This is a genomic window from Alicyclobacillus acidocaldarius subsp. acidocaldarius Tc-4-1, assembly GCF_000219875.1.
GTDB classification, from domain to species: domain Bacteria; phylum Bacillota; class Bacilli; order Alicyclobacillales; family Alicyclobacillaceae; genus Alicyclobacillus; species Alicyclobacillus acidocaldarius_A.
Genome location: NC_017167.1, coordinates 1,933,337 through 1,951,104, shown reverse-complemented (window position 1 = coordinate 1,951,104; position 17,768 = coordinate 1,933,337). Strand labels below are relative to the sequence as shown.

15 protein-coding genes and 1 riboswitch are annotated in these 17,768 nt (G+C 60.3%); of the genes, 10 read left to right on the top strand and 5 right to left on the bottom strand.

Annotated elements, in window-relative coordinates:
* Positions 1–8: 8 nt before the first annotated feature.
* The 8 genes from TC41_RS09405 to TC41_RS09370 all read left to right on the top strand — a co-directional run bounded on the left by TC41_RS09405 (position 9) and on the right by TC41_RS09370 (position 11,476).
* A complete protein-coding gene (locus TC41_RS09405; RefSeq protein ID WP_041695282.1) occupies positions 9–1,394 on the top strand; it encodes a cytochrome ubiquinol oxidase subunit I in 1,386 nt (461 codons plus the stop codon).
* A 33-nt stretch (positions 1,395–1,427) separates the two neighbouring features.
* Positions 1,428–2,441 (top strand): cytochrome d ubiquinol oxidase subunit II, encoded by a 1,014-nt coding sequence (cydB, locus tag TC41_RS09400; RefSeq protein WP_041695281.1) that lies wholly within the window; start codon positions 1,428–1,430, stop codon positions 2,439–2,441.
* A 9-nt stretch (positions 2,442–2,450) separates the two neighbouring features.
* Positions 2,451–4,208, top strand: coding sequence for a thiol reductant ABC exporter subunit CydD (gene cydD, locus TC41_RS09395; protein ID WP_014464801.1), 1,758 nt, complete (start codon positions 2,451–2,453; stop codon positions 4,206–4,208).
* Positions 4,208–5,992, top strand: coding sequence for a thiol reductant ABC exporter subunit CydC (gene cydC, locus TC41_RS09390; RefSeq protein ID WP_041695280.1), 1,785 nt, complete (start codon positions 4,208–4,210; stop codon positions 5,990–5,992). The genes cydD and cydC overlap by 1 nt, the downstream gene beginning before the upstream one ends.
* Before the next feature lie 359 nt (positions 5,993–6,351).
* The gene (locus tag TC41_RS09385; RefSeq protein ID WP_158306737.1) at positions 6,352–7,500 is read left to right on the top strand and encodes an FMN-binding glutamate synthase family protein; all 1,149 of its coding nucleotides are present in this window, start codon (positions 6,352–6,354) and stop codon (positions 7,498–7,500) included.
* Positions 7,501–7,623: 123 nt separating this feature from the next.
* The gene (locus TC41_RS09380; protein WP_445595383.1) at positions 7,624–9,054 is read left to right on the top strand and encodes a spore germination protein; all 1,431 of its coding nucleotides are present in this window, start codon (positions 7,624–7,626) and stop codon (positions 9,052–9,054) included.
* On the top strand, positions 9,051–10,184 hold the full coding sequence (locus tag TC41_RS09375) for a Ger(x)C family spore germination protein (RefSeq protein ID WP_041695278.1): 1,134 nt from the start codon (positions 9,051–9,053) through the stop codon (positions 10,182–10,184). Before TC41_RS09380 ends, TC41_RS09375 begins: the two co-directional genes overlap by 4 nt.
* Positions 10,185–10,456: 272 nt before the next feature.
* On the top strand, positions 10,457–11,476 hold the full coding sequence (locus TC41_RS09370; protein WP_014464795.1) for a GerAB/ArcD/ProY family transporter: 1,020 nt from the start codon (positions 10,457–10,459) through the stop codon (positions 11,474–11,476).
* Between the two features lie 116 nt (positions 11,477–11,592).
* Here the strand turns inward: TC41_RS09370 and thiE are convergent, their stop codons facing one another.
* From thiE to tenA, 4 genes are read right to left on the bottom strand one after another with little or no spacing between them, the layout of a single operon-like run.
* Positions 11,593–12,228, bottom strand: coding sequence for a thiamine phosphate synthase (gene thiE / locus TC41_RS09365; RefSeq protein WP_014464794.1), 636 nt, complete (start codon positions 12,226–12,228; stop codon positions 11,593–11,595).
* A 5-nt stretch (positions 12,229–12,233) separates the two neighbouring features.
* Positions 12,234–13,037 (bottom strand): hydroxyethylthiazole kinase, encoded by an 804-nt coding sequence (gene thiM / locus TC41_RS09360; protein ID WP_014464793.1) that lies wholly within the window; start codon positions 13,035–13,037, stop codon positions 12,234–12,236.
* Positions 13,038–13,067: 30 nt separating this feature from the next.
* A complete protein-coding gene (gene thiD, locus TC41_RS09355; protein ID WP_014464792.1) occupies positions 13,068–13,961 on the bottom strand; it encodes a bifunctional hydroxymethylpyrimidine kinase/phosphomethylpyrimidine kinase in 894 nt (297 codons plus the stop codon).
* Entirely contained in the window at positions 13,945–14,643 is a 699-nt protein-coding gene (gene tenA / locus TC41_RS09350) for a thiaminase II (RefSeq protein WP_014464791.1), read from the bottom strand. Before tenA ends, thiD begins: the two co-directional genes overlap by 17 nt.
* 44 nt (positions 14,644–14,687) lie before the next feature.
* Positions 14,688–14,786: riboswitch (TPP riboswitch) on the bottom strand.
* 72 nt (positions 14,787–14,858) lie between these two features.
* On the opposite strand from tenA, the gene TC41_RS09345 reads away from it, so the two are divergent.
* Both TC41_RS09345 and TC41_RS09340 read left to right on the top strand, forming a co-directional pair.
* Positions 14,859–15,668: a Nif3-like dinuclear metal center hexameric protein gene (locus tag TC41_RS09345; protein ID WP_148260170.1), complete on the top strand. Its 810-nt coding sequence runs from the start codon at positions 14,859–14,861 to the stop codon at positions 15,666–15,668.
* Between the two features lie 94 nt (positions 15,669–15,762).
* Positions 15,763–16,707, top strand: coding sequence for an EamA family transporter (locus tag TC41_RS09340; RefSeq protein ID WP_014464789.1), 945 nt, complete (start codon positions 15,763–15,765; stop codon positions 16,705–16,707).
* 134 nt (positions 16,708–16,841) lie between these two features.
* Here the strand turns inward: TC41_RS09340 and TC41_RS15895 are convergent, their stop codons facing one another.
* Positions 16,842–17,333 carry a DUF4352 domain-containing protein gene (locus TC41_RS15895; RefSeq protein WP_148260169.1) on the bottom strand — a complete coding sequence of 164 codons (492 nt, stop codon included), beginning with the start codon at positions 17,331–17,333 and terminating at the stop codon, positions 16,842–16,844.
* Positions 17,334–17,768: the final 435 nt, after the last annotated feature.

Sequence of the window (17,768 nt, the reverse complement as noted above, 5' to 3'; positions counted from 1 at the left end):
GAGGGCGCATGCCGAGTGAAGTCGCGTTGGCGCGGTGGCAGTTTGGCATCACCACGGTGTATCACTTCTTCTTTGTCCCTGTGACCATCGGTCTCGTGTACCTGATTGCCATTATGGAGACCTTGTACGTCGTCAAGAAAGACGACCGCTACAAGCAGATGGCGCAATTCTGGGGGAAGATCTTTCTCATCAACTTCGCTGTGGGCGTGGTGACGGGCATTTTGCAGGAGTTCCAGTTCGGCATGAACTGGGCGAACTATTCCCGCTTTGTGGGCGACGTCTTTGGCGCGCCGCTCGCGATTGAGTCGCTGCTTGCATTTTTCCTCGAATCTACGTTTTTAGGCGTTTGGATGTTCGGGTGGGATAAACTATCCAAGCGCATGCATGTGGCGTCCATCTGGCTGGTGGCCATCGGGACCACGCTTTCGGCGTTCTGGATCCTGACGGCGAATGCCTTCATGCAGCACCCGGTGGGCTACACGCTCAAAGACGGTCATGCCGAAATGTCGAGTTTCGGCGCGCTCCTGACCAATCCGCAGTTGTGGTACGAATTTCCACACGTGTTTCTAGGGGCACTCGTGACCGGCGCGTTCGTCGTGATGGGCATCAGCGCGTATCAACTGTTGCGCAAGCGCCACATCGAAGTGTTCGAGCCGAGCTTCGCGATAGCATCCATCGTGGCCGTGGCCGCGAGCTTTCTCGTGATGGTCGTCGGGCACGAGCAGGCGCAATATCTCCTCGTGTCCCAGCCGATGAAGCTGGCCGCTTCGGAGGCGCTCTGGAAGACAAGTGGCAGCCCGGCGCCGTGGACGCTGTTCGCCATCATCCACGCTGGCGCACACAAGAACACGTGGATGATTCAGATACCATATCTCCTCAGCGTGCTCTCTTACAACCGGCTGTACGGCAGCGTGCCAGGGATTCTCGAACTTCAACAACAGATGCAGGCGAGATATGGCGCGGGCAATTACGTTCCTGATGTCCCGGTGATCTTCTGGAGCTTCCGCATCATGGTCTTCGCGGGTGCTCTGATGTTCCTCGCCTCCGCGTGGGGCGTGTGGCGGATCATTCGCAATCGGTTAGTTCCTGGCCGTCGCTACCTGAAGTGGATGGTCTGGGCAACGTCCTTGCCTTTCATTGCGAACACCATGGGCTGGATCATGACCGAAATGGGGCGGCAGCCGTGGGTGGTGTACGGCCTGCAGCTGACACGAGACGGGGTGTCCCCGACCGTGTCCGCGGGAGAGGTGCTCACGACGCTCATTGTCTTCACGCTGCTCTACGGTCTTCTTGCCGCGGTGGACCTGTACCTCATCGCGCGCGTCGTGCGACAGGGTCCAGTGGAAGACGATCACGGCGATGAACCCGAGTCGCTTTCGCCAGTGGCGCTTTGATGGGCGTGCGACGAGCCTTAGGAGGTGCGCGAGATGACGCTTGAATCGTTCTGGTTTGCGATCATCGCCGTGTTGTTCATCGGTTTCTTCTTCCTCGAGGGCTTCGACTACGGGGTGGGCATCCTGGTCCCGTTTCTCGGCAAGACGGATAAGGAACGCAGGCTGCTCATCAACACCATCGGGCCGTTCTGGGATGCCAACGAGGTGTGGTTCATCACGGCGGGCGGGGCGATGTTCGCCGCCTTTCCCGGCTGGTATGCCACGCTGTTCAGCGGATTTTACATGGCGCTCTTTCTGCTGCTGGTGGCGCTCATCGGGCGAGGTGTCGCCTTCGAGTTTCGGAGCAAGGTGGAACATCCGGTTTGGCGGACGTTCTGGGACTGGGTCATCTTCGGCGGCAGCCTGTTGCCACCACTCCTGTGGGGCATTGCCCTTGCCAACATGATGCACGGCGTGCCGATTGATCAGAACAAGAATTACGTCGGATCGTTCTGGGATCTCATCAGCCTGTACTCCGTCGTGGGCGGGGTGAGCATGACGCTTCTCTTCATCCTGCACGGGGCGCTCTTCATCTCGCTCAGAACGTCCGGCGTGCTGCAGGAGCGAGCTCGCGCGGCCGCCACGGCAATTGGTGCCTGGGCGACGGCGCTCACCTTCCTGTTCGTCGTGCTGAGCTATCTCGAAACGGATATGTTTACGCGCCGGGGCATTGACCCGGGTGTCGTGCCTGTCCTGGCCGGTTTGGCGCTGTTCTCGGTCCAGTTCTTCATTCGCGCGAAGCGGGACGGTTGGGCGTTCTTCATGACGGGGCTGACCATCGTTCTTTCGACCATCACGGTCTTCATGGACTTGTTCCCACGGGTGATGGTCAGCTCGCTGAATCCGGCGTGGAGCCTGACGATTTACAACACGGCATCGAATCCGTATTCGCTGAAGGTGATGACCATCGTCGCGTTGACGGTGGTGCCGTTCGTTCTCCTGTACCAGGGATGGAGTTACTGGGTGTTCCGGAAGCGTCTGTCGAGCGATCACCCGCTCGAATACTAAGGAACGAAGGTGAAGCCGGTGCGTTCCGTCACTCGTCACCTGCCTGTCGCGACGCGCCAGGAACGACGTATGTTCCTGCTCGCATCCGCCGCATCCGCGCTCGCCGGGCTCTTGGTCCTGCCGCAGGCGTGGTACCTGTCGCGGGCTGTGAGTTCCGTATTCCCGCGTGCGGAGGGGGCACATGCGTGGTTCGCCGCGCTCATCGCCTTTTTCGCCGTCATTGCGGCGAGGGCGGTCCTGATGGCAGCCGCCAAGTGGCTGTCCCAGCGCTTCGCCTCGCACGTCAAACGGCGCATTCGGCGCGAGATGGTCGAGCAGATGGCTGCGCTTGGGCCGGTGGAGGTTCGCCGCCATCCGGCCGGAGCGTGGCGGACGTGGCTCACGGACGGGATCGACGGAATGGACGCGTATCTCGCGAGCTATCTTCCGCAAGCGGCTGCGTCCGCGGCGGTGCCAATCGCCATCCTCGCGTTTGCTGCGGTTGAGGATCGGTTGACGGCCGTCATTCTTGCGGCGACGGTGCCCTTCATGGTGCTGCTGCTTGTCCTCGTGGGGCAGGCAGCGCAGAAAGCCACCGACAGGCGGTTTGAGGCCCTCGAACGCCTCGGGGGCCACTTCCTCGACGTGGTGCGCGGGCTCTGGACGCTGAAGGTGTTTGGGCGCAGCCGGGCGCAGGTGGAGATCATCGAGCGCGTGGCCGACGATTACCGGCGGACGACGATGAAGGTACTCCGGCTCGCCTTTCTGTCCTCGCTCGTGACGGAGCTTTTCACCATGGTGAGCATCGGCCTCGTGGCCGTCTCGCTCGGCATCCGCCTGCTGAACGGCCGCATGGACTTCGCCGCGGCGCTCGTGCTGCTCCTGCTCGCGCCGGAATATTACCTGCCGATTCGCACGGCGGGTGCCCAATATCACGCGGCGCGGGACGGCGTGGCGATGCTTGAGCAGCACCGGGAGGTGCTCGAGACGCCGATACCTGCCATGCCGCTACGCGACGGAGGCCGGACGCCGCTTTTGAGCCCGCAGGGCGTCACCATCGAGTTTCGTCACGTCACGGTCCGCTACCCCGGCGCCGCGAAGCCCGCGCTTCAGGACGTCTCGTTCCGGATTGGCCCGCGCGAGCTGGTCGCCGTCGTCGGGCCGAGCGGCGCGGGCAAGAGCACGCTTCTCGCCGTGCTGCTCGGCTTCATCCGGCCGGAGTCAGGTGAGGTGCTGGTCGGCGGCGTGCCGCTCGACGAGATCGATCTCGGCGTGTTTCGCGGTCACCTGGGCCTCGTCGCGCAGGAGCCAACGTGGTTCCACGCGACGCTGCGCGATAACGTCACGTGGAAAGAGCCGCGAACCGACGAGGAGATTCGGGAGGCGCTTTGGATGTCGGGGCTTGACGAGGTCGTCGAGCGGTTGCCTGGCGGCATGGATACGGAGCTCGACGGCGAGCGGGTGCAGCTTTCGGGCGGCGAGAGGCAGCGGCTGGCGCTGGCGCGCTTGGTCCTTCGAAGGCCGGCCGTGGCGCTGCTCGATGAGCCGACGAGATCGCTCGATCTCGCCACCGAGCGCGCGCTTGAGAGGCATCTGATTCCTTGGTTACGGCAGCGGACTTCCATCGTTGTCGCGCATCGACTGAGCGTGGCACTCGCGGCCAATCGCGTCCTCGTCCTCGAAGGCGGTCGGCTCGTCGAAGAGGGCAGACCGGAGGAACTTCTGCGTGCGCATGGCTATTTTCACGCTATGGTGAGCCGTTACCGTGGCGAGGAGGTGCTTGCCTGATGAGACGCATGAGCTGGCTGTGGGGATTTGTGCGTCCAGTCGTCGGCCGTGTAGCGGGTAGCGCTGGGCTTTCCTCCGCCACGTTCGTGGCCGCCGCGGCGATGATGGCGACGGCGGGCTACCTGATTTCCGCCGCGGCGCTCAAACCGCCGACGATTCTGATGCTGTGGGTGCCCATTGTGGGCGTGCGGTTTTTCGGCACCAGTCGGGCGGCGTTTCGTTATCTCGAGCGCCTGATTTCGCACGACACCGTCCTTCGTCTGACGGCACGCCTGCGCGCACTCGTATTTTCGCATCTAGAGCGCCATCCGGATTTCTTGATTGGCCGTCGCACCGTGTCGACCCTGGATCTCATCCTGACGGACATGGAACAAGTGCAGAACGGGCTTCTGAGGCTTCTTTTGCCACTCGGGAGCGGCCTTGCTTCGAGCGCGCTGGTGGGTGCATGGCTCGCACGGGTGGATGTGAGCCTCGCGGTGACATTCGCGCTCGGCGTTCTCGTGGCAGGAATCGGGGCACCGTTACTGGCCTTGTTGATCTCGAATCGCTGGCATAGCTCGAGGTTCGCCATTCGCCAGAGGCGCGAAGCCGGGATGGACGATCTCGTCCGTGGGATCGAGGAGCTACTCGCGCATGGCGAGATTGACGAGATGCTCGCGCGCCTGGACAGTTGGGAAGAGGAGGAGGAGCGGCTGACTGCTCACCTCGACGCCGTGCGCGCGATCCTCGATGGAACGTTGTATGTGGGCGCCACGGCGACTGTGGCGGTCGTTCTCGCCGAGGCCATCGAATTGCATCTCATGGCGCACTTGCCTGGCACGATGATAGCAGCCGTGACACTGATGGTCATGGCGGCCATGGAACCTTGGACCGCTGTGGGACCAGCATTCGCGGATGTTTTTGAGGTGAGCCGGTCGGTTGGGAAGATGGCCGATCTCGCGCCGGTGTCGAGCGGGGAGGTCGGTCCACAAGCGGAGAGCGAAGGGGCGTCGGCCACCTTGCCAGTCGCTCTCGCTTCCACCCATACGGCGTTCTCGACGCGCGGCCTTTCCTGCCGCCGGGGAGGCGTGTGGGCGCTGAGGGACGTCGACATCGAGGTCCCCCGTGGTCATCGGGTTGCCATCGTTGGGGACAGCGGGGCCGGTAAATCGACGTTGCTCCACGTGGTGCTAGGTCTCGTCGCCCCCGATGAGGGCGAGGTGCGATGGTTCGGCCATCCACTCGTTGGCTGGGCGGAGGCTGAGCTTCGACGTCTCGTCACAGCCGTGCCACAGGATACATACATCTTTCACACGACACTTCGCCAGAATCTCTTGCTCGCGAGGCCTGATGCTACGGACGAGGAACTCATGGCCTCCCTCTCCATCGCGCAGCTCGAGGATCTCGTTTCGCGGCTGCCGAAGGGGCTCGACACGGTGCTGCATGATCGCGGGTACTCGCTCTCGGGCGGTGAGCGTCAGCGACTTTCCCTCGCACGGGCCGTGCTCTCTGGGGCCGAGGTCGTACTCTGTGACGAACCGACGTCTTCGCTCGACGTCGAAACGGAACGCTCGTTCATGGAAGCGTTTTTTACCGCGCTGCGGGACAAGACCGTAGTCTGGGTCACCCACCGGCTGACGGGCATGGAATACATGGATCAGATCTTCGTATTACACGAAGGACGCGTCGTCGAGCGCGGTACGCATCGCGAGCTCGTTCATCGAGGCGGCGTCTACAGCGAGTTGTGGAGCATTCAGCGAGAAGTAGGGTCCAGTGTCCTCACGAACGGAGTGTTCGGCGAGTAGGTATGACGTGTAGGACTAGGTTTCGATGTCGAGACTATGGGGGGAGGCGACATATCGCGAGAGACCACACGTGATGGTGCGTTTCATCTGGTTCAGGAGGAAGGTATGGGGAGCAAGGTAGAGTTTCTCCAAAATGTATGCATCGTCATTGGGGTCGAGCTGAGCGTCGTTTTCCTTCTGCTGCTATTGTTATCTCCGTGGCTATTACGGATTTTCTTCAGGCTGGCCGTGCGCAGATTCACAGAAATTGTATTTCGAGATCCTTATACGAGCAACCTGTTAGAGGGTTACACGGCGCTTAAAAATTCGGTCTACAATGGACGTTGGAAAATGAGTTGCGCGCGCAGAGCGGCAGAGCGTTGGAAAAGCCGATTGGGACAGGGCGCCCTTTCCCGCATTTTGACGGGCTGCTTCTCACGCCGGGCCCTCTTCGCCGTCGTCCTCTTGAGTTGACGGATCCAGTGGATCTTCAGGTCACTATCGGTCGACACTGTAAGCGGCCGCTGCAATTGTCGATGCCCATCCTTGTAAGTGCCATGGGGTATGGTGTTGCTTTACGAAAGCCCATTGTCCAAGCGATTGCGCTTGGTACGGCCAAAGCCGGAACGGCATGCAATGCGGGGCAAGGCCCCGTCATAGCGGAATGGACACACTGGGCAGACAAATTGGTGGTTCAGTACCATCGCGCGCCATGGCGCGGGGGCGAATCGGTTTTCCAACGAGCACATATGATTGAAATTCGCTTCGGACAAGGAGCGAATGTCGGTTCTGGGACGTTTGTCTCCGCGAAAGGTCTGGATCGAACTACCCTCAGAGACTTGGGGCTGACCGATGCGTCGGACGTGGCCTATATACCGGCCGGCCATCCCGAAGTCGAGCGAATACGCGCATTTCAGTCTCTAATCAGAAAATTAAGGAGGATAAGCGGGGGAGTCCCCATTGCGGTTAAGATTTCAGCGAGTCACTACATTGAGCAAGACATTGAGTGGGCGGTGAAAGCTGGCGCAGATGTGATTGTGGTCGATGGGGCACAGGGAGGGACCCATGCGTCTCCTGCGGTGCTTGTTGACGATTTTGGGATTCCCACACTCTCCGCCCTTTGTCGTGCTGCTCGATTTCTGCGCGCGCAAGGGTACCAGGATAGGGTGGACCTCATTGTCTCGGGCGGGATTCGAACACCGGGGGACATTATGAAAGCGCTCTGTTTGGGCGCTTCGGCGGTTTACATGGGGACAGCTGCACTATTTGCAGTCGTGCATACTCAACTCGCGCGCACACTGCCGTTCGAACCTCCGACTCAGATCGCGTGGGCCAATGCTGAGATTTCGACGAAGTTTGATGTCCGCACCGGGGCAGAGTCGTTGGCAAAGTTTCTTCAGGCGTGTGCCGACGAGATAGGCGTCGGCTTGCGAGCGCTCGGTAAGCCTTCGGTTCACGCCTTGGATCATAGCGACCTTGTTGCGTGGGATGCCGAGGTTGCGAGGATTACAGGGTGCCCACTCGTCTAGACGCATAGGGAAATCGAGTTTGGTGAACGCTACGGGAGAATCGCATTCCAGGTACGCTGGTGATGCAGGATGACAGGCAGAGCAGATGGGCTTCTATCGAAGCGGGTCGAAGACAACTGGTTGATGCTCCAGGCTTGTTTAGCCTCCGCTCCTGATCTCAAGAGAATGCCGTTTGAATGGAACGGATCCCTCGCCTTCGTTGTGTGGATCGACGGTCTTGTGGCTGCAGAGCGTATTCAAATGGGACTCTCGATTTTGCGCTTGGAAGAAGTGTCAAAGAAGTCCATATCATCCTTGAAGCACTTGGGGCTGCAGGCACTATGGATGTCGATGAACGCAACTGAGAAGCGAGATGACGTGGTCACAGCTGTGCTGGGAGGGAAAGCGGTTCTCTTTCAAGACGGACTCGGAACAGCTTTCATCTGGGACGTCGAGTCCTTGCCAGGTCGCCAGGTTGATCGAGCGGAAAAAGAACCGACGTTACAGGGGCCGCAAGAGGCGTTCGTGGAGAACCGCGTTCTGAATATCGCCTTATTGCGGAAGAGATTACGCTCACCGGACCTCAGGATCCTCGATTTCACAATCGGTGAGCGAACGAAAACGACGGTTTCCCTCTTATATGTGGAAGGTATTACGAAGCCTCAACTCGTTCAAGAGGTGTCCTCGCGATTATCTAAGGTGTGCATTGATGGTGTGGTCGACATGAATGTGGTCAGGGAGTGGATTACGGATGCACCAAGGACGATATTTCCAACCATCGAGGAAACGGAGCGACCCGAACGCGTGGTGTCGGGGCTGCTGCAGGGAAGAGTCGCGATTGTAGTGGACGGCAACCCCACGTGTATGGTGCTCCCCGCGACATTCGCGCAATTCATCACGTCTCCAGAAGACTACTACATGCATTACACGCTCGCCTTGCCTCTACGTCTCTTGCGCCACATCATGTTTTGGTCATCGGTGCTACTTCCGGCCGTGTATGTCTCGTTGTTGACTTATAATCAGGATTTGGTCCCCACGCCGCTCGTTCAAACGATCAGTTCTCAGCGCACCGGGATCCCTTTTCCGACGGTCTTTGAAGCGCTTTTCATGATGTTTGCGTTCGAGGCACTGAGGGAGGCGGGAACGAGATTGCCTAGAGCCGTGGGGCAGTCTGTGAGTATTGTGGGCACCCTGGTCATCGGTGAGGCTGCAGTGCGCGCCGGGATCGTGTCCGCGGGCATGATCATTATTGTTGCCGCCACCGGTATCGCCTCCTTTACCGCGCCAGCCTTGGGGATGGTGCAGGCGACACGGTTGTTACAATTTTTGTTTGTCTTATGTGCAGGCCTATTTGGACTTTATGGTGTCGCAATTCTGGGGATTTTGTTGATTGTTCACCTCGCGTCCATTCGTTCCTTTGGCGTTCCCTATCTTGCACCCGTTGGGCCAACCATTTTGACGGATTGGAAAGATGCCCTGGTGCGTGCTCCTTGGTGGGATATGGGCCGTCGACCTGAGGAATTTGAACCTGTGGACCCAAAGCGAGCACGCGGACGGAGGCAGATTCGGCCGTGAAGCGTTACCGGCTGGTGACATTGGTGATGGCAGTTACATGCATGGTGACGAGCTGCGGCGATTACAGCGAAGTGGAAGACCTCGCTGTGGTCGTTGGAATGTCGATGGACGAAACCCCTAATCACCACCTGCGTGTGACATGCGACATTATGGGGTCCAGAGAGTCCGCATCAGATGACACGTCTGCGCATCAAAATCAGGACATGTTGGTCACCGGAGAAGGATTGAGCATGGCGTCCGCTCTGGAAAATATTCAAAAGAAGATGGACAAGCGCGTTTATCTGTCGCACAACACGTTGGTCGTGTTGAGCGACAAGGTGATCTCCAATAGATTTGCATCTGTTTTGGACGAACTAGAACGAAATCGCGAATTACGCCTGAATGAAATGATGGTCGCAGTTCGGGGAGATGCCGACCAAATTTGGGCCATTTCCAACCGAAGCGAGACGCCGCTCGCCATCACGATCCGGCAGGCGATTCAAAAGTGGGGAGCATGCACGGACGCTTTTCGGGCGGAACAATTCCGCCTGTTGCGCGCCTGGAATGCTCCATACGGAGTTGCCCATTTACCGTGGCTTGATCCACAGGCGGCCAATTGGGTTGCAGGTCTCGCATTTGTGGATCCTCAGGGAGGCATCGCGTGGTGGTCCATATGCCCTCCTCGAGACAATGGAGCACTTTGGTTGCTAGGAGATACGCGCAATTTGGTTCAAAGAGTCGTATTTCAAGATTCATTGCGCGGTGAATCAGGACAAGTTTGTATTAGATGGGTGCATACGCATACATCATTGGGTTTTAGGTATCATAAAAACAAGCTGTGCGTCATTATCAAGTGGTGGGGGAATGGATACATTGAGGCGATGAGTCCAGGACATGTTCCTGACCGAACGACGTTTGAGATCCTTGAAGATCAAGCGGCACGCGACATTCAGCGTGACATCCATCAGTGCATCATGCGTATGCGCTCCGCTGACGTCAATCTGTGGCGAATGCCGCTGTATCGAACGGCACCCCAGTTATTTCGCATATTGGAGCGCAAAGATCCGTCCTGGTGGAAGACATGCGACGTGTCCTATGTCATTCATCCTCACATTGTCCACTCTGGACTTTCGACTCGATCGCCGGGGTGAAGGGGAAGATTATGTGGTAAAGAGACCCGCTTGGGGACCAATCCTCGTTTGGTTTTTGAGCGTATGCTTTGTCGTGATCGCATATTTGGCGCTGTTGTTTCAGTGGTGGCCAGACTTTCAACCCCTCTATCCGTTAGAACTCGTGTTTGGGACGGCCACCAAATGGTTATTTGGGTTGTGAGCCATGAGAAAAGAACAGATATCTCGATATCAACTCATCTTGCTTCTCATATGGTTGACCATGGGGGACCGGAGTTCTTGTCATTCCTTCCGTGATCACGGAGTTCACCGTGACGGATGCGTGGATGGCCGTTCCTTCATTGTTTGTTGGAGGCCTGATCTCGGCGGGTATTGCTCACGTTCACGTTCGGAAGTTCCCAAGCTTGCGAGCAACCGGGGCGTTCCTCGCCATGGCGGGGCCTGTGATAGGTAATGCATTCGTTATATGGTATGTTTCGGTTGTTTTTCTGGTCGGGACAGTGGTGGCGAGGGAGTTTACACTTTTTGTGACCGTCGCTTCGTTGCCCTATACATCGGAAACTGCTGTGGCAGTTATCGGCTGCGCCAGCGTCGTTTACATTGCCTATGTAGGCATTGAGTCCTTCGCACGCGCAAACGAATTTGTTGTTCCTCTCGCCGTTGTGGTGCTCCCGCTCCTTATTCTCTTACCCTTAACTTTGTGCGATGTTCATCAGTTTTATCCTGTTTTTTCGAGTGGCTGGCTGCCTGTATGGAAGGCGTCGATCGTCCCGATGTTCGTCTATGGGTTGGAATTTTCACTTGCAATCCAATTTGTTCCTAATTTGAGATCGCCCGAGAAGCTTCCCATCGACATCGTGATCGCGGCTTCCATATCCACCGTGTTGATTCTCATCGTGCTCCTCCTGACCGTTGGCGTGTTCGGATTCACGGTGCGTTATCTGCAGTATCCCGTGTTGGAGTTGATTCGCGTCGTACGCATCGGGCGCTTCATCGAACGATTAGATACGATCTACGGAATTGCCGTCTTGATGACTATCATCTCAAAGATAACCATCATCCATTTGGCGATGTGCACGGGAATTCAGGACCTTTGTAAGACGCGTGACTACCGCTGGGCGGTGTTACCTACCGGAACGGCGATGTTTGTGGGCGGATTGTATTTTTATCGCAATGTCGCTCAGATGACATATTTCATCGAACACGTGGGACCATCCTACCTCTTGTTCACGGTGGTAGGTGTGCCGCTGCTTGGATTGACTTTGCAGCGCGTCCGCTTCCATCTGGAACGAAGAGCCAGGAAGGGGGGCTGACGACGCAATGATTCGATGAGAAAACGGAGGCTCGCAATTTTCATCTGCGTCTTGTGCCCAATCGGGCATGGCGGTTTACACAGCCAGGCTCAGCCGTTCCTTGTTCACGAGATTTGTCAGCTATTCATGAATGTTCGTCCCACGAACGCCGCAGCCGCAGCTTTCGGGTCGGGCGCCGACATGATGGCCGATACGACCGCGACGCCGTCTGCGCCTGCAGCCATGACCTCCGGCGCCCGCTCGACGGTGATGCCGCCGATGCCGACGATGGGAATGCGGACGGCGCCCTTGCAGGCGGCGAGCACATCCAGGCCCGTGAGGACGGCGTCGCCTTTGGTCGCCGTGGGATACACGGATCCGACGCCGAGGTAATCGGCGCCGTCCTGTTCGGCCTGCACCGCTTCCCCGACGGATCGCGCAGAAACGCCGACGACGAGTTCGGGAAAGCGAGATTTCACGAGGGAGGCAGGGAGGTCCGTCTGTCCCACGTGCACCCCGTCCGCGCCCGACAAAAGGGCGATGTCGAGCCGATCGTTCACGATGAAGAGCGCGCCGTGGGCGGACGCGAGCTCCCGCAGGCGAAGGGCGAGCTTGAGCATGGGCCCGCCGTCCTCCTGTTTGCGCCGCAACTGCACGCAAGTCACGCCGCCCGCGAGCGCCTGCTCTACGATGGTCGCGACCTCGCCGTGGTCCGGGCGGTCGTCCGTCACGAGATACACGCGGAGCTTGTCCGTCCAGTCCCGCCTTGTCATCCCACTCATCCTTTCCGAATGCGCGCCCGGGCGTCGACGTCGCCTGGGGTGATGGCGTGCAGCGCATCGAGCAGCCGAACCTGGAAGCTCCCCGGTCCGCTCGCGCCCTCGGCTGCCATCTCGGCCGCCACGTTGAAACACGTGATGGCGGCGACGGTCGCCTCGAGGAGCCCGCCCTTCGTCCCATCCGAGACGGCCACAAACGCGCCGATCACGGCCGTCAGCGAGCACCCGGATCCGGTGATGGCTGCTTCCCACGGATGGCCGTTCTCGAGCTCGTACACCACCTCGCCGTCGGTGACGAGATCGCGCTCCCCCGTCGCCGCGACGACGAGGCCGCGATCGCGCGCGAACCGCATCATGGCGTCGACCAGTCCGGTCCCGGCAGATTTGGCGTCGACGCCCGCCACCTCGCCGCCCGCGCCCGTGATGACGCCGATCTCGCCCTGATTTCCGCGCAGAACCTGGATGTTCCGCGCCTCGAGGAGCCGCATCGCCGCGTGGGTCCGGTACGGCGTGGCGCCGGCCCCGACGGGATCGAGCACAATCGGCACGCCGCGGCGGTTCGCAGCTTCGCTCGCGAGATCCATGCTCGTCACGACGTACGGGTCGAGCGTGCCCAGGTTGAGCGCGAGCGCGCGGGCGACGGCGACCATGTCCGCGACCTCCTCGTGCGCGTGCGCCATGACGGGTGAGGCGCCGAGCGCGAGTAGCGTGTTCGCCGCGACGTTCGTCACGACCAAATTCGTGATGTTGTGGACGAGCGGGCGCTCCTCGCGCACGCGCTGGAGCCATTGTCCCATCTGCATGTGCAAATCTCCCTTCGGCTGAGCCAAATCTCAGAGTGGAGGAGCGGTCTCGGCAAACTGGTGGCCATCGAACACGTACATCCGCCCGGCCTCCATCCGCTCCGGCCAGACGGGGGATTGGCTGTGATCCGTCGGCCCATGCCCGCGGCCGACGTCCCAGTCCGCGGCCGCCGCGATGGCGCGCGAGATGTACGATTTCGCCGCGGCGATGGCCTCGAGCGGCCGAGCGCCGCGCGCCAAGCTGGCGGCGATGGCGGACGAAAATGTACAGCCGGTGCCGTGGGTCTTGTGGCTTGGGACGCGGGGGGCGGCGAAAAACGTCCAGGTGCCGTCGTGGAACACCACGTCGATGGCGAGATGGCCCGCGCCTTCGAGATGTCCGCCTTTGACCACGGCATACTGCGCGCCGAGGCGGCCGAGCGCCTCCGCCGCCCGTGCCGCGTCCGCGAGTGAGCGGATGGGGATGCCGGTCAGTCGCTCTGCCTCCGGCGCGTTGGGCGTCGCGACAAACGCGAGCGGCAACATGCGCTCGATCACGGCAGCGACATCGTCCGGATGGAGCAGCGCCTCGCCGCCTTTCGCGATCATCACCGGGTCCACGACGATGGGGCAGTCGACGCCGGCGAGGATTTCCGCGACGGCGACAATAGCGGCTCGAGTACCTAGCATGCCAGTCTTGATGGCGTCAAAGCCCAAATCGTCGCGCACGGACTCGAGCTGCGCGCGCACGATGTCCACGGGCAGCGGATGCACGGCCTGCACACCGACAGTGTTCTGCGCGGTGACGGCGGTGAGCACGCTCATGCCGTACACGTCGAACTGGTGGGCCGTCTTCAGGTCCGCCTGGATGCCTGCGCCGCCGCCCGAGTCGGATCCGGCGATGGTCAGCATGCGCGCCACGTGGCCGTCAGGGCGTCGAAACATCCTGCACCGCCTCCTTGGGAAGCCACGACTCGCCGCGGTACGCCATGTCGAAGAACCGGTACTCGAGGTGGCAGCTCGCGACGAACGCCGCCTCGACCCGGCGAGCCCGCTCGGGCGAGAAGTGGGCGGCCTCGCGATCGATCATCGCGAACAGGCGGTGCGTCGCGCCCTGCATGCCGGGATCGGCGTAGAAGCGGATCCAGGCCGCGAAGGGGTGATCTGGCCGCTCCTCGAGGATGGGTTCGAGCCGCTGGCCGATCTCGACGTACACGTGATGGCACGGCAGGATGGCCGCCACGAGTTCCGCGAAGTCGCCGCGCGCCGCCGAGGCCAGGAGGTGGCTCTCGTAGTGGTGCAGGGTGGGCAGCTTCGGCCAGCTCTCCACGTCCTGCGCCGTCGCCCCCGCGTAACTGAGCAGGTTGTCATGGGCCTCGGTCTCACCGCCGAGGAGAAGCGTCATGCGCCCGTGGAAGTCGGCCACGTCTTCGTGCCTTGGCGCGAGCGCCGCGGCATGCGCGAAGACGCGCAGATAGGTCTCCAGATACGGCTCGTCCTGGCTGACGTAGCGAATGGCCGCTTCTTTTGGGAGGTTCCCTTCGGCGATTCCTCGCACGAACGGATGGCGCACAATGGCGTCGAGAATGGGATTGGACATGGCAATGAGCGATGCGGAAAAGGACATGGAAAACGCCTCCTCTGCCGGAGGCCATAAGGGGAACACGGGAGGGGTCCCATGCGCCACTTTCCTACGCTGGCATTACCCAGGTCAGGTTCAAAGGGTTCGGGGTGTCCCCCGTCTCAGCTTTCGCTCCCCTAGTGGCATCCAAGCTCGTTTGCAATCTATCATAGCATCTGAGAGAACCGCTGGCCATGGCGGCCTGCGCTGGGGGCGTTTCCATGCGCGTGCGAGACGTGATCGCGGTGCTTGAATCGATGATGCCTTGCGACGACCGGGCCATCTCCGTCGACGGCCTTGTGTGCGGGGATGCGGAGACGCCTGTGCGCGCCGTCGGCGTGACGTTTGTCGCATCCGTGTCCGCCGTGGAGGCGGCGCGGGCGAATGGGATTGATCTTCTGCTCAGCCACGAGGGCGCCTTCTTTCGCCACCAAGGCGATGCGCCCGCCAATGACGCCGTCGCTTCGCAGAAGAAGCGGCGCTTGCTCGATCTCGGCGTCGCGGTGTATCGCCTGCACGATCGGCCGCATCGCACGGCGCCCGACTGGATCGCCGAAGGGCTCGCGGAGGCGCTCGGATGGGCGGCGGACGTGCGACTTCGGCTTGCGGCGCCGTGCGACGTGCCCGTCATCGTATGGCCAGAAGGCCACCGGCTGGACGACGTGGTGCGAGAGGTGTGCGCTCGCCTCGGCCTGCCGCGCGTGCGCATCTCCGGACGCGCTGATGTGGTGCGCCGCGCCGCGCTTTTGCCTGGCTACCGAGGCACGGGGGATCTCGTCGCCCACGTGTTCCAAGAGACGGGTGCCGATGTGGTCTTGGCCGGCGAGGGGCCGGAGTGGGAGGCCATGGAGTACGCGCGGGACGCGGCGGCGATGGGGCTCTCCCGTGCCGTGCTGTGGCTCGGCCACCAGGCGAGCGAGTCGCCGGGCATGCGGCGCATTGCCGAGGCTTTGAGCCTCCACTGTACCGTCCCAGTCTTGTGGTTGGATCAGCCCCAGGCGTACACGTGGTTTGAGGGCGGGGATGGCTGATGTATGCTCGGTCATCGACCCGCATGTTTCACCACGGATGAGGCGCGCGAGTCTCCATCGGCCATCCCGAACAGTGGAGAGAGGATGAAGATTCGTGTTCGACACCCTGTCTATCGCACAACTCGTGCGATCCGTCGCACAGACGGATCGATTCCGCCGTTGGCGAGGCATTTCGCTCGCGCTGCTCGGCTCCGTATTGTGGGGCGTCTCCGGAACAGCGGCACAGGTTTTGTTCCACGCCTATCACGTCGATCCGGCGTGGCTCGTCGCCGTTCGAATGGTCGTATCCGGAGTGCTGCTCCTCGCTGCCGCCTGTTGGACCGCGAGTCCGGCCGCGGTTTGCGCGCCATGGCGATCCCGGGCGTCCGCGTTCCGGTTGACGATCTTTGGCCTCGCCGGACTCCTCGGCGTCCAGTACACCTACTTTGCCGCCATTCGCACGGGAAATGCGGCAACCGCCACCGTTCTCCAATACATGGCCCCTCTCGTCATTGTCGCGTATGGGGCCGCGCGATCTCGTCGACTTCCTTCGTATCTGGAAGTCATCTGCGCGGCGCTTGCCATGTCAGGTTGCTTTCTCTTGGTCACGGACGGCCATCTTGGGCGGCTCGCGGTCTCCGATGCCTGCGTGAGCTGGGGGCTTTTGTCGGCCGTCGCTGTAGCCGTCTACACGTTGTATCCAGTGCCGCTCCTTGCCACTTTCGGCCCGCTCGTAGTCACGGCCTGGGGGATGCTTATTGGCGGTTCCGCCATGGTGGCCATCGGCCTGCCTCACAACGGAATACCTGCGCTGCCGTTTGGCGGGTGGTTTCTCGTCGGCTTTGTCGTGTTGTTCGGCACGCTCGTCCCGTTCTATTTGTATTTGGCGAGCCTTCGCGACATCACCCCGGCGGACGCGAGCCTCGTTGCGAGCGGCGAGCCGTTGGCGGCGACTGCGCTCGCTGTGACCGTGCTGCATCAGCCCCTGACCTGGGCAGCGCTACTTGGCATGGGTTGTGTCCTTTTGACCGTCACGCTTTTGGCGCGGGCGAAGTCCTAGACGACGAGTGCCCCCGCGCGGCCCGGGCTCGTCTCCGAGTGAGCGTTTGTGGCGAGTACGAGGACCGTGTACAAGAGAACGCCGCTCTGCGTAGGAGCGGCGTTTTTCAGGAAGATACGAGCATTCCGTAGGAATTAGGTCAACTGAACCGTGGCTTGCGCGAGACCCAGCATTCCGCCTTGGATCACCATGTCCACGTTCTTGGTCAGGTTTGGAGGCACGTCGAATACGACGTTGCCCGACATGGAGACGCCTGGGTTCAGTTGGTTTAAGAACATGTCGTTGTTGGCGTCTGTGTTATCATCCACGTCCGCATTGGTGTCGGCGTCATAGGTGGATCCATTCGCTTGAAGGGTAAACATCGAATCGTCAATCGTCGTTGGGGAAGTTCCATTGTTCTTTACCGTGACATTCACCACGTAAAAGACATCATTGGCCGTATCCCCAAGTCCGTCCGCGACATCCCCTACTGTTTTTGTCATCTTCACGCTGTTCACAGTAATTTGCAGCGAACCATCCTCGAACGTCTGGCCTACTTTGTAGGCGTTGGAGTCTGATCCGCTATTGGACGAGCTTGTATTTCGTGGAAGAGGATGAGGAGTTGGTCGCAGAGGTGCTGCTCGCATCAGAAGAGCTCGTATGAGAAGCCGATGTCGTGGTCGAAGCGGAACCACCGGCCGAAGATGTGGCTGTTGTCTGATGGCTACCATGTGATGCTGCGGATGCGATGATCACGATTGCGATGACGGCAGCCGGAAAAAGAAATCTCTTTTTCTTCCATGCGGGCCGAGGGGATGTAGAACTTTGTTTGGACTTCGAATCCCCTTGGTTAGACTGGATGTTGTTTGACTCAGAACCCACCCTGATCACCTCCTCAACATAATTTTTGGGCTCACGATGCGAAATAATAAAGAATTACATGAGGAAGAACATTAGAGTATTTATGGTAACGAAGGTACCGATGTCAAACGAGATGTATCTAAAGGTTCAACCGAGAGATGATGTCTGCGAGTTAGAGCTCAAACGAAGCCGCCACGTGCGTACGCTGCTCACACGGATCC